The following is a 21,479-nucleotide window of genomic DNA, read 5'->3' on the forward strand; positions in this document are numbered from 1 at the left end:
GGGCGATGGCGTTCTCCTCGGTCTTCGTCGTCAGCAACAGCCTCCGACTCCGCCGCTTCAAGCCCGTCAAGGGACAGCGGTCTGGGAGCGGTGGCACGACGGACTCCCGCAAGCCGCGAGAGGTCCGGACCGCCACTACCTGATCTCAGGTCCGCGGCGGTCGTCGCGGACGACGAGCGGGCCCGGCGCCGAGATCGGCGCCGGGCCTTTTCGTGTCATTCCTCCGGTGTCACATCTTCTTGAGCATCCCCTGCATCGTGGCGATCTCGGCGGTCTGCGAGGTGACGATGGTGCCCGCCATCGCCTTGGCGGCCGGGAACTGGCCCGCGGTCTGCTGCTTCTTGGCCATGGTGACGGCCCCCTGGTGGTGCTTGATCATCATCTCCAGGAAGGCCTTGTCGTAGGCCATGCCCGACAGCTTCTCGAGCTTCTGCATGTCCTGCGCGGACATCATCCCGTGCTCGCCTGCCTTCATTCCGCCGCCGTCGTTCATGCCGCCGTGGTCCATGCCGGTCATCTCCGGCGCGGGCATCGAGGCGCCCCAGCTGGTGAGCCAGGCGGTCATCTGCTTGATCTCCGGATCCTGGGCCTTCTCGATGTCGGCGGCCAGCTTCTTCACCTCCGGCATGGCGGCCTTCGTCTTGGCCGCCTTGGCCATCTCGAGCGCCTGCTGATGATGCGGGATCATCATCTGGCCGAACTTGACGTCCTCCTGGTTGTGCTGGCCCGCCTGCTGCCCGGCACCCGGTGCCGCGCTGCTGGACGTCGCCTGGCTCGGGCCGGCGGCCCCGCCCGATTCCTTGTCTCCTCCGCCGCACGCGGCGAGCGTGACGGCGAGGACGGGCGTGAGGATGAACGGGATCGTGTGCTTCATGGTGTGACCTTCCGTGTTGTCGTGACATGATCGGGAACGCGGACGCCGGGAGGCGACGCGCGGTCCCTGTCACAGCCGCAACACGGCCGATCTGAAGGTCAGGGGCGGGGGCGAGCGGCCCGAGCCCCGAGGACGTGCCCGAGTGGTAGTGGTGCGCGGGAGCAGAGACCCGGGCCGCAACACACGCAGTACGAGCAGGAGGAGCGCGGCGAGGGCCGAGAGTGCCAGCAGAGCCAGGCAGATCTCACCGCCGGCGTGTTGTTCGGGGTCGTGCGGCCGGTCGCTGTGCGATGTGCCGCGCTCGGTCGCCGCGCCGCCCGCTGGTGCGTGCACGGCGCTGACGTCCGGCATGCCCGAGGAGGCCATGGGGCTGTTGGAGGCTTGAAAGCCGTGCATGGCCATCACGCAGCAGGCCAGTGCCAGCCCGAGCAGGAGTGTCCAAGTCGCGCGATCTCGCGCGGGTGTCTTCAACATGGACCTCCCGCTCTCCAGAGACGACGGCATGGCACTGCGACGGTCAACTACATCCCTTAGTAAAGAAGGCGCCTAGGCGTGCGACCTCAGGCGGTGATGCGTGCGGGACGTAGTCGAATCCTCCCCTGTATCGCAGACTCGGCATTTGCTTGACCTACGTATACGCGCAGTGCGGCGGTTCGGATTGGCGCATCCTGCCGCCCTGCTCAGTGGCTACTATAAGCCTTAGTACGCGGCTGCGTTGCGGCGGGTTCGATCGCTCGGGGAATTCGTTGGTCCATGGTCCGTGCCGGCCGGACGTTCAGTCTCCGGAGTCGGGTTCACCAGTCCTAGCGCTTTTAGTAGCAGGTGGGCGGTCGACCGGAATGCTCATGCGTCCCGATCGTTCCGACGCGAGTGGACAGGGGAGTAGCTGGATACTACTCTCCTTAGTAGATGGAGAGAGCGATTCCCCGTCGCGAGAGGGCGTCCACGATGTCAGGGATACGCGGCGCCAGATGCGCCGCGTCCCCTCTCAATCTCCATAGGTGCCACGGGGCGGGACGCTGCCGCCCCGTGGCACTCTTCTTCTGCCAGCGACTGACCGCGGCCTCCGTCAACGTGTCCGAGCCTCGCCCGGTTGGATGCCCGCGACGAGGTTGAAGGCACCCGTGAGCATGTTGAGGGTCACCAGGCCGACGACCTCGGCGATGACGCGGTCGCTCCAGCCGTGCTCGCGCAGTGCGGTCACGTCGTCGCCGGTGAGGGAGGACGGCTCCGCCAGCACGCGGATCGCGAAGGCCAGCAGCGCCGCCTCACGGCTGTCGGTCGATGTGCCCTGCCGGGCCAAGGCGATGTCGGTCTCGCTCAACCCGGCGGCACGGCCGGCGGCGGTGTGGGCGGCCATGCACGTCCCGCAGCCGATCCACTCCTGCGCCGCGATGGAGAGTTTCTCGCTCAGCGCGCGCGGGAGTTTGGCCCGTTTCATCGCACGGGAGAAGTCGAGGTAGCCCTGGAGGAGCGCCGGAGAGTGGGCCATGGTGCTGACCATGTCCCCGACGGAGCCGCGGCGGCCGATGATCTCGTCCAGGAGCTCTCTGGACTTGGCCGGCGCGTCGGCGGGGTCGAGCGGAGGCAGGTTGCGCATTGCGATTTCTCCAGTTCTTCGAGGGGGTGGCCCGTGTGTCCGGGCCGAGTAGGTATGGACGGCACCGCCGGGCGGGGGTTCCGCCCGGCGGTGCCTTGGGCTAGACAGGGCAGGGCGGCCGGACCGGCTAACCGGCCTTGACCCGGGCTCTGGACATCGACATGGCATTCCTCGTGTCGGCGTGTCGTGGGCCGCCGGGGTCAGCGCCCCGCCGTCTCGCGGTCGCCCGCCTGGACGGCGCCGCTCTTCGGCCGCGGCTCCGGTCGCGGAGTGCGCAGCGTCAGCACAGCCAGCAGCGCCGCGGCCAGGGCGATGAGACCGGCGCCGATGAAGGCGGCGGAGAAGCCGTCGGTGAGCGCGGGCAGGTCACCGAGCCGGTCGGCTCCCTGCCCGGCGGCGACGGCGGTCATCGCGGCCAGGCCAAGGGCGGACCCGACCTGGTAGCTGGTGTTGACGATGCCGGAGGCCAGGCCGCCCTCCTCGGGACGGGCGGCGGAGATCGCGGTGCCCAGCGAGGGGATGAAGGCCAGCGACATGCCCAGCGCCGCCACCAGCGATGCCGGGAGCACGTCCACCCAGAAGTCGCCGCCGGGCCGGACCAGCGACAGCCAGCCCATGCCCGCCGCGAGAACGAGCAGACCGGTGACGGTGACCGCCTTCGGGCCGAAGCGGCCGATGGCCCGCGGCGCCAGGGTGATCATCCCGATCATGATCAGGATGGTCATCGGCAGCAGGGCCGCGCCGGAGGGGAAGGCGCTGTAGCCCAGCACCTGCTGCAGGTAGAGGTTGAGGAAGAACCACATCGGGATCCACGCCGCGCCCAGCAGCAGCTGGGCCAGGTTGGCGGCGCCCAGGTTCGGCGCGCGGAAGATCGACAGTGGCATCAGCGGTTCGCGGCGGGCGGCCTGGATTCCCAGGAACGCCGCGAGGAGCACGAGCCCGGCGGCCATCACGCCCCAGGTGGCGGCCGAGCCCCACCCGACTTCGGGAGCGCGGACGATCGCGTACACGGTGGTGCCCAGCCCGGCGGTCACGGTGAGGGTGCCGAGCACGTCGATCGAGCCGCGCGCCCCGGTGGTGCCGCCGGGCATCAGCTTCGGCGTGGCGGCCAGCGCCAGGACGGCGATGGGGATGTTGATGTAGAAGACCCAGGGCCAGGAGGCGTACTCGGTGATGACGCCGCCCAGGAAGACCCCGGCGGTGCCGCCGGCCGGGGCGGCCGCGCCGTAGAGGGCCAGGGCCCTGGTGAGTTGGCGCGGCTCGGATCCGAACAGCATCATCAGCAAGGTCAGGGCCGAGGGGGCGATGAGCGCGGCGCCCACGCCCTGCACGGCGCGGCCGGCCAGTTCGACGGCCACGGTGCCCGCGGCGCCCGCGACGGCCGAGCCGGCGAGCAGGACCAGCCATCCGGCGCTGAACATCTTCCGGGCGCCGAACAGGTCCGACAGCCGGCCGCCTAGCAGCAGCAGGCCGCCGAGGGCGACGACGTAGGCGTTGAAGACCCACGACAGGTCTTCTTGGGAGAACTCGAGGTCCTCCTGGATGCGGGGCAGCGCGACACCGATGATCGAGGTGTCCATGATCACCATGAACTGGGCGGCGGCGATGAGCGCCAGCGCCCAGTGGCGGCGCGCCGCCGATGGAGCCGATACAGGAGACATGACCCTTCCTTATACGCCTAGGGGGTATGTGATGATCGCAGCATACCCTAGGGGGGTAAATCTCAAACGGCAACCCGAGGGGCCATCGCGACGAGATGCACACGCGGGTCTGCCCGGACTTCAAGTACGGCGACACCGTCCGCACCGCGGAAACACCTGCGCGTAGAGGAACGCGTTACGTCGTCGCGGCCCGGTGGTCGATGTGCCGACGTCGCTCGTCAGTGCCTCGATGGTGGCTTTCACGGCCGCGCGGGGCTCGTCGCGCCGGGACACCAGGGCCCAGCAGTGCGGCGCCGGGTTCACGACCGGTCGCCGCGCGAGGTCGGGCGGCACCGGCATGGTCTGGCCCTTGGGCGAGTTGATGACCGGACGGCGGAGGCGGCGCACGTGGTCGAAGAAGGCCGGGCCGGTGATGCCGCCGTCGTCGTCGATGCTGCCGTCCGCGACCCGGGCCGCCTGCGTGTGGGACGGCATGACCCAGGCGTCGATGTGCAGTCGGGCGACACGCGAAGCGCGCGCGGCCAGGTCGTCCGGACGCCAGTTGACGTACCCGAGCCGGACCGGTTCGCGAGCCCCGGCGCCTCGCGGACGACCTCGTCCTCGGCTACCTCAACGCGTGGCCGTCCACCTCAGCGTGATCGTACGGAGGATCGGCGACGACCGGCTCATCAGCCACTACCAGGTATCAAGGCTCTGACGGACGCGGGTGGCGCGCTTGGCGTCGGCACGCAGCGCCGTGTCGATCTGCTTGCGGGCGACGTGGTCGAATGCGCGCGATCGGAGCCGCTCCAGCGCGGCCTCCGCCGACGGATCGTCGATGATGCCCAGAGCGTGGACCACCGCCGTGGCCACTGGGGCCTCGGGGTGATGGGCGAGGCCGAACGCGGTGTGGAGATAGACCGCCTCCAGTGCGGGCACGGCGGCCTTCCCCTCCAGCAGGGCAGTCGCCCACACCACCCCACGCGCCACCTCGACGTTGCGGACGTGGTCGAGCAGCACCTCCTGCTGCATCCCGTGGCGGCGCATTCGCGTCGGCTCGCACGTCAGCAGGATCCGCAGCGCCGTCCGCAAGAACTCACGGGCTTCCTCGGCCGTCCCCAGGTCGACGCACATACGCTGCCAGGCGCGCGTGGGCCGGTTCTTTCCGATCGTGGCCAGGTGCACCGCCAGCTCGATCGCCTCAGGCGCCGGATTCTCCTCGAACCAGTCGCGCAGCTCGATCGCCCACCGGTCGCGGGGCGGCAGCACCGAGATCGGCAGGGTGGTCGCCGGGCCGTCGACGCTCTTCAGGTGTGACCGCAGCTCCCTGATCAGCGCGGCGGTCCCGTCCCACCTGCTGATCGACCGCTGCGAGAGCCTGGTGTCGACGGCGCGCAGCGACGGCGCCGGCCTGCCGATGTCGGTGGTCGGCAGGCCGTTCAGCGCCACCTGTACCCAGCGGGCCCAGGAGACACCGTCGTGTGTTTCCAAGAATCGCCACAGGGCGTCGAGCTGGTCCGGCGTCCAGCTCAACCTGAGCCGGGTGAAACGCTGCACCCACTCGATGCCCGGGTCCTCACCGCTGAGTGCGAGGCAGAGCGCCGCGGCCCGCACGCTCGCGTCCTCCTCCGCAAGGCGCCGGTCCAATTCCGCACTCAGCCGCCGGAGCTCCTCGAACCGCACCGACATGTCACTGCTGCCGCCGACAACGGCCTCGTAGTCGTCCACCAGGTCCAGGACCCAGCGGCCATTGGCCAGGGCGTCCGACCACACCGAGTCGTCGATCGCGCCCACCTTGTCCGCGACGCTGTCGTAAAGCATGGAGCGATCATGGCAGCCCGCCCTGACACCTGACGGCCGGGCTTACCGCCCATCCGTGCCGCTTTTGATCACTTCAAGGAGTGTGTTCCACTCGTGGTGCCCGAAGGTGAGTGTCGGGCCTGCGGGGTCTGTGCTGTCGCGGACGGCGATGCCCGCACCCGCAAGATCGGCCACCTCGACACAGGCATTGCCGCTTCCGCTATGGCTGCTCTTCCGCCAGGCGGCGGTGCTCGGATCGAGGGCGCGACTGGACATGGTGACCTCTAATCCTTCGCGGCGGCATCGACCAACGCCACCGACTCCCCGGGGCTGAGTGCTGCTTCGCTAAGTTGTTTGAAAGCGATGCTACAACGGTCGATCTCTGCGGGACTTTCCAAATAGACGTCGCCATAGACGCCCTCGGTGTAGGCCACGTCCGGGTCGGCCTCGTCAGGGAAGCTCAGCATGATGAACAGTCCTTCGAGTCCTGCATGGGTCCCCGCCGAGAACGGGAGCACCTGAAAGCTGATGTTGGGGCGTCTGCTCTCCCTGGACAGATGCCGTAGCTGGTCCTTCATCAGATCCCAGCCACCGATCGGCCGTTGGAGGATCGCCTCGTCGATGATCGCGTGGAGATGTGGTGGGTGTGGTTCCCGGCGGAGCAGAGTCTGGCGCGCCATCCTGGCCATGACGCGGCGACGGATCTCCGATTCGCCGCCGCGAGGTATCCCGGCGCTGATGACCTCGCGAGCGTAATCCTGGGTTTGAAGGAGTCCCGGGATGAACGAGCACGGCAGGGGGCTGGGCATCGTCGAGGCGATCGTCTCGGCATGGGGTCACCGCCGAACGCGGTCACGGCTCGCCTCGCAGCCGGTTCAGGGCAAGGCCGTGTGGTCGCCCTACCGCTGCCTCCCACCTGGCCTCATTCACCCCATCGAATCCCGTCGGTGGTCGCCGCCCAGCACCTGAAGGACAACCTGGTGCAGCGCGGCATCACCGCAAGGCACAACAGCGGGGCGACTGGGATCTTCGTCATCATGACCGCAAGGATCAATATCTTGGTGTGCCATGCGGCGTTCTCCTGGACGAGCGGCGGTCTTCACCACCGTCATCCGCTCGTCGACCTGCAGGAAACCACCGAGCATGTCCTTCACGCCTTCGATGTGAATACGAGGTGGGGGTAGCTCGATCATCCCTTGTGGCTCACGTCATGATCTTGCGGGAAGATACCCAAGGCGGCAATGCGATGGCCGACTTGCCTGTCCCGGGTCACCGTCCGCTCCCTGTGAAGTCCTGCAGGCACTACATGGCCCCCTCGGCGAGCGCCGGATCTCAGCGGAGCAGGCGGTAAAGGGGGGTCGGCTGGTTGACATGCGTGCCCGTCCGCCCGGCGGCCACTGGAACCGGCCCCTGACCAGCGCGGGTTTCACAAATCCGCGCACGCCCGAGGTGATGGTGCGCGGTTGTGCCGGCGACAGCGCGCCGCGTGGCGGTCTACTCCCGCTGTGCCCGGACCGGAACCCGCCCGGCCGCCGCGTACGCCCCGTGACCTGCGCGAAGATCAACGAGTCTTGCCGACGCCCGGACCAGCGACAGGGCGGCTGCTTGCATGTTCCGCCATCTCGGCACGGTCCATCCCCGAGGCGCGCCCGGCACACCAGCAGGGCGCCACAAAAATCAGACGGAGGAAGACATATGCCGAAACGAATCGAAGTGCCGGACAATGACCCGACCTTGCACCTCGACGATGTCATGTACGACGCGATCGACGAGGCCAACAGGAGCGGCGAGTCCGTGACGGTGGTCTACGGGCACGCTGAGGAGCGCATCGAGCCCGGCACCAAGGAAAACCCGGCAGCGATCACCGGACGTCTGCTCGACCCGGCCGAGCGCTGACAGGAACCCGCCGGCGATGGTCCAGCCCGATGGGCTGGACCATCGTCACCCTGCCCGACGGCCCGCGCCGACCGGCTCTTTCGTGTGCTGCGGGTCGGAGGGTGCAGCGGTGTGGGACGTCCGCGGGGGCCGCACGGGGCGCCCTCCATGTCGCGTGAGCGAGCCCGGTCGAACTGCAGGACCGGATCGTGGGCGGTCGCTTCGTATGACTTATGCCACATGCCTACCCGGAAGATACCCCTAGGGGGTATTGTTCTCGTCAGTTGAAGATCAACGAGCGAGGAGGCGGACGACATGGACATGCACGCGATTCACGGCGGGCACGGGGTTCCGGGGGGCCTGCAGGTCTCTCAGGACGGGTACACGCTCGACCTGGCGGACACGATCGTCCAGCGGGGGAGCGTCGAGCTGCGGTTCCGGATCCTGGGGCCCGACAGGCGGCCGGTCACCGGGTACACGCCGATCCATGACCGCGAGCTTCATCTGATCGTGGTGCGGCGGGAGCTGACCGGGTTCTGGCATGTGCATCCCGAACGGGACGGTGCGGGGACCTGGTCGGTGCGGCTGGAGCTTGAGGAGGCGGGGTCGTACCGGGTGTTCACCGACATCGCGCCGCGAGAGCTGGGCCGGACGATCACGCTCGGCGCGGATCTGGCCGTCGCCGGGCCGTACGAGCCGCGCCCGGTTCCTGGGCCCGGGCGCTCGTTCACGGTGGACGGTTTCGAGGTCGAGCTGGCCGGTGATCTGGTCGCGGGCGAGGGACGTGCCCTCACCTTGAGCGTGAGCAGGGACGGCCGTCCGGTCACCGATCTGCAGCCCTACCTGGGGGCCTACGGCCATCTGGTGGTCCTGCGAGCCGGTGATCTGGCCTATGTGCACGTCCACCCGAACGGCGAGCCCGGGGACGGGGTGACCGAGCCGGGTCCCGACATCACCTTCCACGCCGTGGTGCCCGGTCCCGGGACGTACCGGCTGTTCCTGGACTTCAAGCACGGCGACGCCGTCCGCACCGCGCAGTTCACCCTCAACACCTGACCGATCCGAGGAGGAAAAGGCATGCACCGCTGTTGCGGTCGGCGCCATGACAAGCCCCCCTTATCCCGGCTCTTCCAAGGAGTTGTTCGAAATGAGAAAGATGCCGCTGGCCATCTGGGCCCTGGTGATCGCCGCCTTCGCGATGGGCGCGGACGAGTTCGTCGTCGCGGGGGTGGTCGAGGAGATCGCCCGTGCGCTGGACGTCAGCATCGGCGCGGTCGGCATGTTCGAGAGCGCCTACGCGATCGGGGTCGCGATCGGCGCCCCGCTGTTCACCGCGATCGGGGCCAAGGCCTCCCGTCGCTTCATGCTGCTGAGCTCGGCCGGGGTGTTCCTGGCCGGGAACGCCATCTCCCTGTTCGGCCCGTCCTACGGCTGGATCATGAGCGGCCGTATCGTCGCGGCGCTGGCACACGGCGCGTTCTTCGGCATCGCGGCGCTGTTCGCCGCCGAACTGGTCGCGGACCGGATGAAGGGCCGCGCGATCGCCACGGTCTTCGCCGGCTCCACCGCCGCCACCATCCTGGGCGCCCCCATCGGCGCCGCGGTCGGCAAGGCGCTCGGCTGGCGGGCCACCTTCGGCACCCTGGTGGTGTTCGGCACGCTCGCCTTGGTGGGCCTGCTACTCCTCATCCCGCGTGGCCTCGGCCACGACCAGCACCACGTGCATGACGCCGAGGACCTGGACGCGCATGCCCGGATGCACATGGGAGGAGGCGGCACGGCGCCGCTGAAGGCGCAGCTTGGTGCGCTGCGGCGGCCGGCGGTCCTGATCGGGCTGCTGACCACCCTGCTGGGCTACGGCGGCGTGTTCACCAGCTACGTCTACCTCGCGCCGCAGCTCACCCAGGCGACCGGCCTGGACGAAAGCTGGGTCACCCCGCTGTTCCTGCTGTTCGGTGTCGGGCTTTTCGCCGGCAACCAGCTCGGCGGCAAGCTCGCCGACCGCAACCTGCCTGCCGCCCTGGCCGGCACGGTCGGAGCCCTGGCCCTGACACTGTTCGCCATGACCCTGCTCATCCAGCACCCGGTCACCGCCATCATCGGCATCCTCGCCTACGGCACCGCCGCGTTCTCCGTCGTGGCGCCCCTGCAGCTACGCGTCATGCAGACGGCGGGTGACGCCCCCGACATCGCCTCGGCGGCCAACATCTCCGCCTTCACCCTCGGCTCCGCCCTGGGGATCTGGCTCGGCGGCGCCGCCATCGACGGCGGCCTAGGCATCACCTCCGTCAACTGGATCGGCGGCACCATCACTGCCGCCGGCCTCCTCCTCGCACTGGTCTCCATGCGACTGGACAAGACCACCCACGCCGAGCACCGGCCCGTCCAACTGACCCACCACCACTGAGAACAACCCACCACGCGGGCGCCCGGGATCCCGGGCGCCCCACGTGTGACATAACGGCGGCCCGTGGCGCTGTAAGAGGTGTCGGCTGCGGAGCCCCCAACGCGGCCGCTGTGTGAACCGCCTTGCCCGGTCCGGACTCCCCTGAACGGACCGAGCGAGGTCCCCGCATGTCGCGGCCCCCGGTCCCCAACCCGGGGGCCGCGACGTCTCCCGGCGAATTTTTTCCAAAAATTTATTGGTGATTGCAGGAGCCTTATGCGCGCTGCCACTTGTGTGGGTAACTAAACCCCGCCTGTTGCGATGCGATTGAGACAGACATGGCTCCGAACGAATCTTCCATCACCGGTACGGGCAAGAAGCGGCTGCGCGTACTCGCGTCGGTGAGCAGGGGACTCAGCGACAGCCAGGTCCTGGAGTGCGCGTTGGATCAGGCCGTGGCCCATTTCCATGCGCTCGGTGGGACGGTGCACTGGGGCGGTCTGGCCGGTAGTCACGAGCCGCGCCTGGTGCTCACGTGCGGGCTGCCCCGGACGGCCTTGCAGGCGTGGGACGAGGTAGGGGACGTCGTCGCCCGCACCCAGAGCGACGGCGTGCTCGTGCGGAGGCCGGTCGCCACCCCCACCAGGTCGTCCACCGTGATGGTGACCGCGGTTCCGCTGCGGAACTCCGAAACGACGCTCGGCGTCCTGTCCGTGCTGACCGATGGGCCCCGCGAGCCGACGGGCGACCAGCGGGCTTTCCTCGAAGGGCTGGCGAGCTGGCTGGCCGACCGGCTCGCGCTGTCGTCTCCTGATTCTGGAGTGCGCCAGGGCCGGTGGTGGCAGGAGGAATCCACCGACTCCCAGCTTCGGCAGGCGTTGAACGCGGTCAGGGTCGGTTCCTGGGAATGGGACATTCGCACAGGCGGATTGGCCTGGGACGAGGCGGGGCTGACGGTGATGGGCATCGAACCCTCCACCGGCCCTTACAACATCGATACCTGGGTGGACATCATTCATCCGGACGACATGCCCAGGGTGATGGCCGCGACCGAGAAGGCCGTCCGCACCAGGAGCATCTACGAGATCGAGTACCGTGCCTGCCGTCCGGACGGGACGGTCGGCTGGATGCAGGCGCGCGGCCGGGTGGTGATGGGGGAGGACGGCGAGCCCGCCCGCATGGTCGGCACGGTGTGGGACACCACCGAGGGCCGTCTCGCCCGGGAATCGGTCGACCACGCGCTGCGGTACATGACCGACGCGTTCCTCGCGGTGGACGGCGACTGGCGGATCACCTTCGTCAACCTCAGCGCCGAACGTCTGCTGGCGCCCACCGAAGGCCTGCACGGCCGCATGCTGTGGGACCTGCCCGCCGGCACGTTGCCCGGTCTAGAGGCTCAGTGCCGGCAAGCCGTCGCCGAGGGCGAGCCCGCCAGTTTCGATGTGCAGTGGCCGACCGATCACCGGTGGTACCACGTGCGGCTGGTGCCGGTGCCCGCCGGTCTGACGCTCTACCTCACCGACGTCACCGAGCGGCGGATCCGGGAGGCGGAGCGCAGGGCCGCCGAGCACGCGGCCGCGGAGCGGACCGCCTGGATCCAGAAGCTGACCCGCACCCTGGGCGAGGCGGTAGGGGTCCGGGACGTGGTGCGCGTCATCGCCGAGCGGGTGCTGCCGAGGTTGGGCGCCACGGCCCTGGCCGTGCTCGCGCTCGAAGACAACCGGCTGCGGGTGATCGGGTCCGCCGGGTACTCCCGGGACCTGCTGGGTCGCAGTGAGGAGCAGGGGCCTGTCGATCGTTCCGCCCTCGCCGACGTGTTCGAAGGGCCTGCCCCGGTCGTCATCGGCACAAGGGCCGAGTACCGCGAGCGGTACCCCGACCTCGCCCGTCTGACGGCCGGCGAGGGCATGGACGGCTGGGTCCTCCTGCCTCTGGCGGCTCCCGAGGCGCCCACGGGCTGCTGCGTGATCCCCTTGGCCCGGTCACGCCGGTTCACCGGCGAGGAACGCACCCTGCTCGCGTTGCTCAGCGGGCTCATCGCCCAGGCCGTGGCGAGGGCCCGGCTGTACGACACGGCGCAGACCCGCGCGCAGGCGCTGCAGCGCCTGCTGCTTCCCCGTGACCTGCCCGCCGTGCCCGGCGTCTTGGCGGCGGCGCGCTACCTGCCCGCCAGCAGCTCGGACGTCGGCGGCGACTGGTACGACGTCATCCCGTTGTCCGCGGAACGGGTCGCCCTGGTCATCGGGGACGTCATGGGGCACGGCCTGGCCGAGGCCGCCACGATGGGCCGGCTGCGCACCGCGGTGCGCACCCTCGCGGACCTCGAACTGCCACCCGGGGAACTGCTCACCCACCTCAACGACCTCGTCAGCGACCTCGGTGCCGACTACTGCGTCACCTGCCTGTACGCGGTGTACGACCCCACGACCGGCGCGTGCACCCTGGTCAGCGCCGGGCACCCCATGCCCGTCGTCGTCCATCCGGATGGAACGGTCGAGATTCCGGACGCGGCCCCCAACCCGCCGCTCGGCGCCGCCGAACCGCCTTTCGACACCGTCGATCTGCACCTGCCCGAACGCAGCCTTCTGGTGCTCTACACCGACGGCCTGGTCGAGTCCGCCTCCTACGACATCGATTCCGGTCTGGCGGATCTCACCCGGATTCTCACCGCGGGCCGCCGGCAGGACGATCTCGACAGCCTGTGCGAAGCCGTCATCACCGCCATGCGCCCCACCAGGCAACCGGCCACGGACGACGCCGCCCTGCTGATCGCCTCCGCCAACCGCCTGTCGGCCGAGGACGTCGCGACCTGGGAGCTGCCCGAGGATCCGATCGCCGCCGGGCAGGCCCGCAAGCACGTCCGGGAGCAACTCGACGCCTGGGATCTGGACGATCTGGTGATGACCACCGAGCTCGTGGCCAGCGAACTGGTAGGCAATGTGATCCGGCACGCCCGGGGGCCGGTCCGGCTGCGCCTGCTGCGCAGCCGGACCTTGATCTGCGAGGTGTCCGACGGCAGCCTCACCACCCCGCGGATCCGCCGCGCCGCCGACACCGACGAGGGCGGCCGCGGACTGCAGCTGATCGCCGCCCTCTGCCAGCGCTGGGGCGCCCGCTACACCACCGACGGCAAGAGCATCTGGACCGAGCAGGCCATCCCTGGATGAGCGGCCGGCCGCCGAGGGCGTTCACCGGCCGCCCAGCCATCGGTAGGCGGCTGCGGCGTCGGCCGAGGTGGGCCCGAGATCGACCCTCGACTGGGATTCCGCCTTCCGGTTCCACTCATTGTTCGGGTCGAGCGCGCCTCCAGGGCCGTGGCATTGGGCGCAGAAGGGGTTGCGGCCCTCCTGCAGCGCCCGGTCGATGAGCTTCTGGTCGTAGATGTTGTCGCCCTGGGGCTCGAAGACGAGTTGCGCGGTGGAGGTCGCCGTCCCCGCCCAGGTCCAGTCGTAGGCGTCCTTCGTGAGGCTCCAGGCCAGGTTGCCCGCGCTCCGGTCGCCCTCCCTCCAGGCGTCCGTGGTGTTGGCGAGCGGATTCGCCGTCTGGAGGGCGGCGTACGCGTCCCCGGTCCTGAGCAGGACGTAACCGGCGACGCCGATCATGATGGCCTTGCCGACGAGACCGCCGACCTTCCCCTTCGGACCTTTCACCTTGGGGCCTTTTCCCTTCGGCCCCTTCCCCTTCGGACTCTTCACCTCCCCTGTCTTGAGTTCGAGGTTCGGTTCCTTCTGCGCCAACCCCGGCTCCCGGGTCCAGTCCTTCGTGGGTCGCTCCGTGAAATCGACGGTGTCGGGCAAACGCTCTTTGCTCACCCTGGCAGCCTCTTGTTTGTACTTCTGCGTCTCCGGGCCCTTCGCCTGCTCGTCGAAATCGATGTGCTTGGCCGCGTTGTGGTGTGACGTGATCTTGCCTTTGAATTCGGGATCCCAGTGCGGCCTATCGCCGATGCCGGCCTTCACGGTGTCGGTCTTGGGGCGATAGACCGAAGTCATGTTCTTACCCATCTTCTTAGGGTTGAGTTTTACCTCGGCCGCCTGCTTGACCCCCAGGTTGTGATGCTGGTCGATCGGCGTTCTACCTTTTTTCTTCTTGTAGGTGTCGATCGTTTTCTGCATCGGGTCGGGTTTCTTCCCCTGCGCCTTCGCCGCGGCACGATTGCGTTCCATCTCGCGCGCCTTCTTGGCCGTGTCCTTTTTGCGCTGGTCCTCGTACTCCTTGGGCGCGGCGCCGGACGGGTCGTAGAACGCCAGGGGGTTGTTGAGCGCGTACACGTAGAGGTTGGGGCCGTTGGCGATTTCGTCCGGATCGCATGCCGTCCAGCGGCCCAGCCAGGGCGCGTAGTAGCGCGCACCGTGGTAGTACAGGCCGCTTTCCTCGTCGCGTTCCTTTCCGGTGAAGCGGTACCGGTTCGGTTCCACGGTCTGGCCGCTGACCGCCTGGTACGTGGTGCTGCCATAGGGCGAGCACTCCTCGTACGAGATGACCTGCGCGGCCTCGTCGAGTTCCAGGGCGCCCGCACCGACCTGCCCGCCGTACTGGTAGCGGACGCGCCGTCGCGGCACGCCCGGCTCGTCACCGGCGACCCGGGTCTCGACCATGGCGACGGTCTGCTCATCGTCGCTGACGTGCAGGGTCTCGCGCTCCAGCGGGTCGGAGCCGTGGCGGCGGTAGATCTCGAAGCCGCCGAGGTAGAGACGCTCGTCCTTGATCTGCCCGGGCGCGGACTCGGTCACCTTGCGCACGCGCTGGCCCGACGAGTCGTACACGTGGAAGGTGCGCTCGCCGTTGTTCCCCGAGTGCCGCTGCGTCATCCGCAACTGGTCGTCGAAGTCCCACTCCATGACCGGCAGGTGGGGCATGCACAGCAGGTTGCCGTTGGCGTCGTAACCGTACGGCTCGGTGAGGCCGCCGACGGTCGTGCTGGTCAGGCGGTTCGAGTACTCGTTCGGGTCGAGCGTGCTCGGCTCCTCGTAGGCGTAGGTACGCGTCCAGCCTGCGTGGGCCGGGTCGCAGCCCCGGTGCTGCATCGATTCGATGTTGTCGACGACGTCGTACCTATAGCGCTCCAAGTAGCGCCCCATCGCGTTGCCGTCCTCGGGGTGCTGCAGGCGCAGCCGTGCGAGGTCATCGGAGGAGTGCGGGGTGGGCGCGTTCGGGGTGCCGCCGGTCTGGCCGAGGTGCTCGCGTCCGGTCGCCTCGATGAGCCGGTAGACGGCGTCATAGGTGAAGTCGGAGCCCGGCGCCACCCGCCTGTTGCGGAAGAACACGGTCTGCTGGGCGTCGTCACGCACGTGGGTGGTGTTGCCCACCGGGTCGTAGGTGTAGTGGACGTTCCGTACCTGGCAGCCGGGCCAGCCCGTCGGCGCAGGGTCGGGGCAGTCCTCCGGGAAGGCGGCGGGGTCGCGCCGGGTGAGGAGGTGGGTGAGTTGGAAGGTCAGCGGGTCGTAGGCGTAGATGGTACGGACGCCGTTGCCGTTGTCGACGAGTGTGCGCCGGCCCATGGCGTCGTAGTCGATGCCGGTGACCGCGTGCAGGCTCGCGGTGGCGGGGTCGAGCAGTTCGTTGGGCTCGGCGGCCTGGTCGAGCCAGACGTCCACCTTTTCCAGCAGTCCGGCGACGTTGCGCAGGGGCTGCATGACGTTCACCACCGTGCCGGGCCGGTCGCTGTGCGGCGCTATCAGCTGGACGGGACGGTTGAGCGCGTCGTAGCGGGTGCGTTCGATGAAGGTCTCGTCCTCGAACGGCACGTCGGCGGAGACGTCGATGATGCCGGCGTAGTCCCGGGCGAACCGGCGCTTGGTCGACAGCACGTTGCCTTTGAAGTCGCAGTCGTCGGTGATGACGACCCCCGACTGGTCGTGCACCTCGACCGCTCTGCCGCGCAGGTTGCCGATCTCGGGGTCGGGCCGGCTCTCGCCGTAGACGGTGCGTCCGATGAGGACCTCGGCGCCTTCTCCCTCCCGCAGCAGGACGCCGGTCGGACGGCGCAGCGCGTCGTAGACGGTGCGGAACCGCCGGTCGCCGTCCCAGACGAGGCAGGGGTTCCCGGCCGCGTCCGGCAGGGTGCGCAGCTCACCGGCCTCCATGCTGAACCTGCCGATGCGGGCGCCGAGCACGGCGTACTCGAAACGCGCGACGACGCGGCCCTTCGCGTCGATGGCCTCGCGCTGCTGGTTCTCGATGTCGAGGACGACCTCGGTGCGGTGGAACTCCTCGATCGCCGGTGCGCCGGCGGACGCGTTGCTGTAGGCGAACCTGTTGTGCACGACCGTGGCGACGGTACGGCCGAGTGAGTCGGCGTGCGCGACGGTGGGCGTCGCGGCGTGCACCCCTGTCCGCTCGGCCGCCCGTGTCTCGTGGCCGCGGTCGACCGGGTCGGGGTAGCGCGTCGCGAACGCCTCCGCCTCGGCCGGATCGGTGCGCAGGGCGTACCACGTCGGCAGGTACTCGGCGGAGGCGATCCGGGCGAAGTGCGGCCCGACGTCCGGGTCGGCGGCGGGGTCGGCCACCAGCATGGTGTCGTTGGCGTCCCAGGTCTCCTGCCGCCACGGATCGAAGACCACCTTCTCCCAGGTGTGGTCGGGATGGAGCGTGGCGACCGTCCGCGCCAGCGGATCGTAGAACCGGAGGGTCGAGACGCCGACCCGGACGTCGGACTCGAAGTGGTGGGTGCCGGTGAAGAACGGCTCGTACTCGCGGATCGGATTGCCCTTGTTGTCGAACACCGTCCAGCCGGTGCCGACCCACCTCGGGTCGGCGTCCTGCGCTGCCCCCGGTACGGGACCCGGCTCGGCACGGGCCTTCCGCTGGATCTCGCGGCCGAACCCGTCGCTGTACGACAGTTCGACCTGGATCGGCACGGTCTCCGCCGCGCCGACATGCTCCTCCCGGGCGAACACGGCGGTCGGGGTCGGTACGCCGCCGTCCGGGCCCGCGGAGCGCCGGTACGCCGTCAGGTCGATCACGACGCGGGTCGAGGCCTCACCGAGCAGCGTCGCGGCCATCGCGCCGGTGGGGTCGGCGAGAACCGCGTCGATCTCCGCCTGCGTCAGGTCGGCGCGGAATTCGGGGGTGAGCCGGTCGCCGGGCACCGGCACCTCCTCCGGTTTGCCCATGACCGCGGTGCCGGCGACCGCGCCGAGGGCGTCGAAGGCGATCGCCGTCCGGTTGCGGTTCGCGTCCATCACGAGGGTGGGCTGCAGGACGCGGTAGTCGTTCGCGCCGCGAACCGGCGGCAGCGCTGGGTCGAGGCCGCGTTCGCCCGCGGTGACACGGTTGCCCAGCGCGTCGCGCGTCTCCAGGACGAGCAGATCGTGGGAGTCGTAGGTGACGAAATGCTCGGTGCTCACCTCCTCGGTGTGGAACACGTCGCGGAAGCGGTGCGGCAGGAAGAAGTGGGCGCGGGCGTGGGCGGCCTCCGCGGCGGGCGGGTCGGCCGGGCCTGGCGAGTAGAAGACCCGCCCTGACGGGGCCCACCACCCGTCGTCGCCATCGAGGCGTACATAGCGGGCCTCGTCCGCGAGCATGGCGTCGGTGACGCGGTCGCCGTGGACGGCGCCGACGAGGCCGGGCGTGAGGGCGAGGCTGTAGCTCTCGTACGGAAGCGCAAGCGGCTCCACGGCGCCCAGCGGCAGCGGGCCTGTGAGGGAGTCGCGCCGGAAGTACCCGCGCACGTGGTCGATCAGGCGCTTCTCGCACCTGCCGGGGGTGGGCGCCTGCTCGTAGGCCAGCGGCGCGGCGGCCCTCGCCGCGGCGTCGATCTCGTCGAAGGTGAGGCGGCGGCCTTCGGCCGGTGCGACACCGGTGAGCTCGTAGGTACGCGAGGCGCACGGCAACGGAACGCGGAAGGCTTCCGGGGTGTCGATGGCGTTGGTGACGTCGTTCTCGGCGTAGGTGGCCAGCATCCGCGCCTGGCCGTCACGGACCCTCTCGGGCAGCGCCGGGTCGGGGGCGCGGCGCCCGTAGCCGATGGTGACCGACCGCCGTTCGTTGCCGTGGTCGTCCACCTCCAGGACTACCGCGTGGCCGATGCGCGGGTCGGCGGGATCGCGCTCGTACTGGTAGGTGAGCGCTTCCCGGGCGTGCACCAGGAACACCGCGTGCGGGTTGCCCGCACAGGGCTGCAGCATCCGGACGGCGTAGTTCTGCTCGGTGACGGTGTAGGGATGGCCGTACGGGTACTCGGTGGTGCCCTGGCCGTCGAGGGCGTACACCTCGCGGCGCAGGATCGATCCGCGCAGCGCGCGGCACGCCTGGCGTTCCTCCTCTACGGTCAGCCCGTCCGGCAGCACCGTGTCGTCGAGCAGCAGCGCGCCGTCTTGCCCGCCGCTGCGTAGCGCGTCGGTCAGGCCGGGCTCGCGGTAGTACTCGCCGGGATCGCCGACATCGGGCAGCCCGGCGAAGGCGTTCGAGACGTGCTCCGGCCCGACGTGGACGCCGGTGTGCGTCCAGCTGCGGGTGAGGATCGGCGGTACGCGGGAGGAGTCGTCCTCGTTCTCGGCGGGCGGTGACGGGTCGAGCGGGTGCTCGGTGTCCCACTGCTCCACCATGCCGAAACCGCGGAACTCGCGTTCCACCGGGTCGTAGTCGCCGTGGTGGTAGGCGTACCGGGTGACGAAGCGGAGCCGGCTGACGCGGTCGAAGGCCTCGACCCGCTCGACGACGTGGACCGGGAACGGCAGCCGGGTGAGCCACGGGCGGCCGGCCTCGCGATCCGCCATGTAGAACACCGTCGAGGGGACGTAGCGGACCGTCGTCTCCGCGCCGAGGTCGTTGACCGCCCGCGTGAGCAGGTGCGGCTTCACCCCGCCCATCAGGTCGACGTACCGCACCGGCCGCCCCGCGCCGGCGGGCGACCGCGACGACCACACCAGGCACATGGTGCCGTTGCCGAGCAGGTCGACGGGGGTGATCATGGCGAAGTCGTGCGCGGGCGGCGGGACGTCGAGGCGGCGCGGCCCGCTCAGGCCGTTGCCCGACCGGTTGAGATAGAGGTGGACGCCGTCGCGGTGCAGGTAGACGATGTCGGTGGTGCCCGACCCGTCAAGGTCGGCGAGCAGGACGCGGCGCTCGTCGAACTCCTCGGGCGAGTCGAACACCGGCGCGCCGTCCATGGTGATCTTGGCGCCGAACCGGCCGTGGCCCAGGTTCGGCCAGTAGCAGACCTCCCCGTTGCGGACGCGCACCAGGTCGGTGAGACCGTCGCCGCTCATGTCGGCCAGCAGCGCCGAATGGCCCTCCTCGGCGAAGACGACCCGCGGCCCGCTGTCCTCCTCGTCGTACGGCCGGGCCACCCGCCGCGCGGGCAGGAAGCCCTCTTCGGCCAGCGACGGGTGCCAGACGAGGGCGTCGTCCTCGGTGACGAGCACGTCCGCGAGTCCGTCGCCGGTGAGGTCGACCAGCCGCAGGTTCGCCGCACCGGTGTCGCGGTCGAGGCGGGAGGCGAACGGCCGGAACGGCCCCCAGCCCTCGCCGTCGTCGTGCTCGTGGAACCCGGGCAGCGGGCCGTCCAGCGTGACCAGGTCGGGCCGCCCGTCGCCCGCCAGGTCCATGAAGCGGGCGGCTCCGGAGTCGCCGGTCAGCGGCGTGTTCGGCGCCAGGGGGACCGGCTCGGCGCGGCCGAACCGTGCCCGGGGCGACAGCGGGCTGGTGTTGCGGTGGTAGAACCACGCGCCGGCCTGCTCGACGAGCACGCCGGAGATGCCCTCGCCGTGCAGGTCGACCCACTGGTGGTCGCGGCCGTCCAGACCGTCCGGCAGCGTCGCCGGGTCGATGTCGTGCATCTCGTCGTGAATGGCGGGGCGGGTGTACTCGAACTCGACCGGCGGGAGCGACTGTTCGAGGTAGGCGGCGAACTCGACGCCGTCCCGCACGGCGACCGGCCGGGTGTCGTCGCGTGCGTAGCCCTTGTGCGTCACGCGCCGCAGGAGCGAGCCGAACCGGGTGCTGCCCTGGTGGGCCAGCTCCTCGTCGACGTTCACCGCCCGGTCGAGGTCGGCGTAGTCGAACTCGGTGGAGCTCACCAGCCCGTCGTAGCCCGGCTCCCCGGTGGCGGTGGCGGGGATGTGGTGGAACATCAGGACGCGGCGGCAGCGGCGGTGGGTGCGCACTTCGAAGCCCGCGCGGTACGCCGAGAACGGGTCGGGGCGTGCCGACCACGCGTGCCGTGCCGACGGCGATGCCCGGACGAACCGGTGCTGCTCGTCGTCCGGCACGCCCGGGACGGGAGCGAGCGGCTCGACGTGCCCCTCGTCGTAGTCGAAGACGGCCTCGAACAGCCATTCGGCCTTGCTGAGATCCGGCTCGAGGAGGCGCGAGACGCGGTTGCCGTACCGGACGCGCTTGAGGTAGCGGTTCGCACCGCGGGCACGGTGCTGTTCGCTCGTGCGCGTGAGGTCGACGCCGCCGGCGTCCTCCTCCGCGTACTCGTAGACGAGCGCGTTGCCCTTGTCGTCGAAGCTCTCGCAGGCGAGCCAGCTGAACACCCTGGGGCCGTCGGCGACGCGCGACCGGTGGTCGGTGCCGTACCGCGTGGTCACGCCGTCGGACGTGACGGAGCGCCAGTGGACGTCGCCGCTGTCGAGGTGCGTCCAGCGCTCGATCCGGGCGAACAGGCCCTCGGTGCGCGGCCGGTAGCGGTGGACGACGTATCCGGGAGCGGTGTCCGCGTCGGCGAACCGCGTGCGGTCGGGGCGCAGCACGGGGACGAGGTCCTCGGCGCCGGAGAGGATGTAGACGTCGGACTCGTCGCCGTCGCGGTACTCGGGCACGCCCTTGTCGGTCCTGCGGGTGATCATGGGCGTGGACAGGCGCCACCCGAACCCGAAGGGGCCGTTGCCGTTGGCGGAGTCATAGGACAGCGCCAGTTCGGGATGGAAGCCCGAACGGGCCTCGCTCGTCACGATCGGCACGCTCATGGATCCGGTGCCGGTCGCGGGGTCGGCAGCGAACTTCTCGCCGAGCCCGCGGACGGCGCCACCGCCCTTGGGCGGCGAGACGGCGGGTACCTGCACGCGCGAGAAGGCAAGATTCGGCATTCTGCACCATCTCGTCCGGCCGGCCCGTGAGAGGACCGGCAACTGGATGTGTCGGGGATCATCCGTGGCTTTCCCCGCGGGCTTTGTGATTAATCCGGGACGCCCGTCTCCGGTGCGACACAGAAACGGAACGCCGCACGGGCCTTCCGGTGTGACCGGCCCCTATATCAGCGAACGAAGATCCATTAATCCGGTTGCGGAAAGAATCTTGATCACGGTGCGGGCGTGGACGTCGTTTTATTGGTGAATCGGGGTGAATGTAAGGGAC

Annotated in this window: 14 protein-coding genes; 5 read left to right on the forward strand and 9 right to left on the reverse strand. The window is 69.8% G+C overall.

Annotated features, from left to right (window positions below; all coding sequences use genetic code 11):
* Nucleotides 1-229: 229 nt before the first annotated feature.
* The 8 genes from ABD340_RS34980 to ABD340_RS35015 form a co-directional block, all read right to left on the reverse strand.
* Nucleotides 230-874 (reverse strand): DUF305 domain-containing protein, encoded by a 645-nt coding sequence (locus ABD340_RS34980; protein WP_344594903.1) that lies wholly within the window; start codon nucleotides 872-874, stop codon nucleotides 230-232.
* A 69-nt stretch (nucleotides 875-943) separates the two neighbouring features.
* Complete coding sequence (locus ABD340_RS34985) at nucleotides 944-1,348, reverse strand: hypothetical protein (RefSeq protein WP_344594905.1); 405 nt, start codon at nucleotides 1,346-1,348, stop codon at nucleotides 944-946.
* A gap of 595 nt (nucleotides 1,349-1,943) precedes the next feature.
* Nucleotides 1,944-2,474 (reverse strand): carboxymuconolactone decarboxylase family protein, encoded by a 531-nt coding sequence (locus ABD340_RS34990; protein WP_344594906.1) that lies wholly within the window; start codon nucleotides 2,472-2,474, stop codon nucleotides 1,944-1,946.
* A 200-nt stretch (nucleotides 2,475-2,674) separates the two neighbouring features.
* Nucleotides 2,675-4,135: an MFS transporter gene (locus ABD340_RS34995; protein WP_344594908.1), complete on the reverse strand. Its 1,461-nt coding sequence runs from the start codon at nucleotides 4,133-4,135 to the stop codon at nucleotides 2,675-2,677.
* A gap of 120 nt (nucleotides 4,136-4,255) precedes the next feature.
* Nucleotides 4,256-4,609 (reverse strand): hypothetical protein, encoded by a 354-nt coding sequence (locus tag ABD340_RS35000; protein ID WP_344594910.1) that lies wholly within the window; start codon nucleotides 4,607-4,609, stop codon nucleotides 4,256-4,258.
* A 201-nt stretch (nucleotides 4,610-4,810) separates the two neighbouring features.
* The gene (locus tag ABD340_RS35005) at nucleotides 4,811-5,935 is read right to left on the reverse strand and encodes a hypothetical protein (RefSeq protein ID WP_344594911.1); all 1,125 of its coding nucleotides are present in this window, start codon (nucleotides 5,933-5,935) and stop codon (nucleotides 4,811-4,813) included.
* 42 nt (nucleotides 5,936-5,977) lie between these two features.
* Nucleotides 5,978-6,190: a DUF397 domain-containing protein gene (locus tag ABD340_RS35010; RefSeq protein ID WP_344594913.1), complete on the reverse strand. Its 213-nt coding sequence runs from the start codon at nucleotides 6,188-6,190 to the stop codon at nucleotides 5,978-5,980.
* An 8-nt stretch (nucleotides 6,191-6,198) separates the two neighbouring features.
* A complete protein-coding gene (locus ABD340_RS35015; protein ID WP_344594914.1) occupies nucleotides 6,199-6,723 on the reverse strand; it encodes a DUF5753 domain-containing protein in 525 nt (174 codons plus the stop codon).
* Nucleotides 6,724-6,861: 138 nt separating this feature from the next.
* Here ABD340_RS35015 and ABD340_RS35020 point away from each other — a divergent pair, with 138 nt between their 5' ends.
* The 5 genes from ABD340_RS35020 to ABD340_RS35040 all read left to right on the forward strand — a co-directional run bounded on the left by ABD340_RS35020 (nucleotide 6,862) and on the right by ABD340_RS35040 (nucleotide 13,342).
* The gene (locus tag ABD340_RS35020) at nucleotides 6,862-7,098 is read left to right on the forward strand and encodes a hypothetical protein (RefSeq protein ID WP_344594916.1); all 237 of its coding nucleotides are present in this window, start codon (nucleotides 6,862-6,864) and stop codon (nucleotides 7,096-7,098) included.
* A 511-nt stretch (nucleotides 7,099-7,609) separates the two neighbouring features.
* Entirely contained in the window at nucleotides 7,610-7,810 is a 201-nt protein-coding gene (locus tag ABD340_RS35025; RefSeq protein WP_344594917.1) for a hypothetical protein, read from the forward strand.
* A gap of 294 nt (nucleotides 7,811-8,104) precedes the next feature.
* Nucleotides 8,105-8,845 (forward strand): hypothetical protein, encoded by a 741-nt coding sequence (locus ABD340_RS35030; protein ID WP_344594918.1) that lies wholly within the window; start codon nucleotides 8,105-8,107, stop codon nucleotides 8,843-8,845.
* A 91-nt stretch (nucleotides 8,846-8,936) separates the two neighbouring features.
* Nucleotides 8,937-10,196: an MFS transporter gene (locus tag ABD340_RS35035; RefSeq protein ID WP_344594920.1), complete on the forward strand. Its 1,260-nt coding sequence runs from the start codon at nucleotides 8,937-8,939 to the stop codon at nucleotides 10,194-10,196.
* 317 nt (nucleotides 10,197-10,513) lie between these two features.
* Nucleotides 10,514-13,342 (forward strand): SpoIIE family protein phosphatase, encoded by a 2,829-nt coding sequence (locus ABD340_RS35040; protein WP_344594921.1) that lies wholly within the window; start codon nucleotides 10,514-10,516, stop codon nucleotides 13,340-13,342.
* A 21-nt stretch (nucleotides 13,343-13,363) separates the two neighbouring features.
* Here ABD340_RS35040 and ABD340_RS35045 read toward each other — a convergent pair whose 3' ends face one another.
* Entirely contained in the window at nucleotides 13,364-21,187 is a 7,824-nt protein-coding gene (locus ABD340_RS35045) for a SpvB/TcaC N-terminal domain-containing protein (protein ID WP_344594922.1), read from the reverse strand.
* Nucleotides 21,188-21,479 lie beyond the last annotated feature (292 nt).

This window comes from Actinomadura vinacea, from assembly GCF_039532545.1.
Lineage (GTDB): Bacteria > Actinomycetota > Actinomycetes > Streptosporangiales > Streptosporangiaceae > Spirillospora > Spirillospora vinacea.

Bases quoted from the DNA above. Each gene is read 5' to 3' on its own strand.
- ABD340_RS34995 (WP_344594908.1), bottom strand. From the start codon at position 4,135: ATGTCTCCTGTATCGGCTCCATCGGCGGCGCGCCGCCACTGGGCGCTG.
- ABD340_RS35025 (WP_344594917.1), top strand. From the start codon at position 7,610: ATGCCGAAACGAATCGAAGTGCCGGACAATGACCCGACCTTGCACCTC.
- ABD340_RS35040 (WP_344594921.1), top strand. From the start codon at position 10,514: ATGGCTCCGAACGAATCTTCCATCACCGGTACGGGCAAGAAGCGGCTG.
- ABD340_RS34990 (WP_344594906.1), bottom strand. From the start codon at position 2,474: ATGCGCAACCTGCCTCCGCTCGACCCCGCCGACGCGCCGGCCAAGTCC.
- ABD340_RS35030 (WP_344594918.1), top strand. From the start codon at position 8,105: ATGGACATGCACGCGATTCACGGCGGGCACGGGGTTCCGGGGGGCCTG.
- ABD340_RS34985 (WP_344594905.1), bottom strand. From the start codon at position 1,348: ATGTTGAAGACACCCGCGCGAGATCGCGCGACTTGGACACTCCTGCTC.
- ABD340_RS35035 (WP_344594920.1), top strand. From the start codon at position 8,937: ATGAGAAAGATGCCGCTGGCCATCTGGGCCCTGGTGATCGCCGCCTTC.
- ABD340_RS35015 (WP_344594914.1), bottom strand. From the start codon at position 6,723: ATGCCCAGCCCCCTGCCGTGCTCGTTCATCCCGGGACTCCTTCAAACC.
- ABD340_RS35010 (WP_344594913.1), bottom strand. From the start codon at position 6,190: ATGTCCAGTCGCGCCCTCGATCCGAGCACCGCCGCCTGGCGGAAGAGC.
- ABD340_RS35000 (WP_344594910.1), bottom strand. From the start codon at position 4,609: ATGCCGTCCCACACGCAGGCGGCCCGGGTCGCGGACGGCAGCATCGAC.
- ABD340_RS35005 (WP_344594911.1), bottom strand. From the start codon at position 5,935: ATGCTTTACGACAGCGTCGCGGACAAGGTGGGCGCGATCGACGACTCG.
- ABD340_RS34980 (WP_344594903.1), bottom strand. From the start codon at position 874: ATGAAGCACACGATCCCGTTCATCCTCACGCCCGTCCTCGCCGTCACG.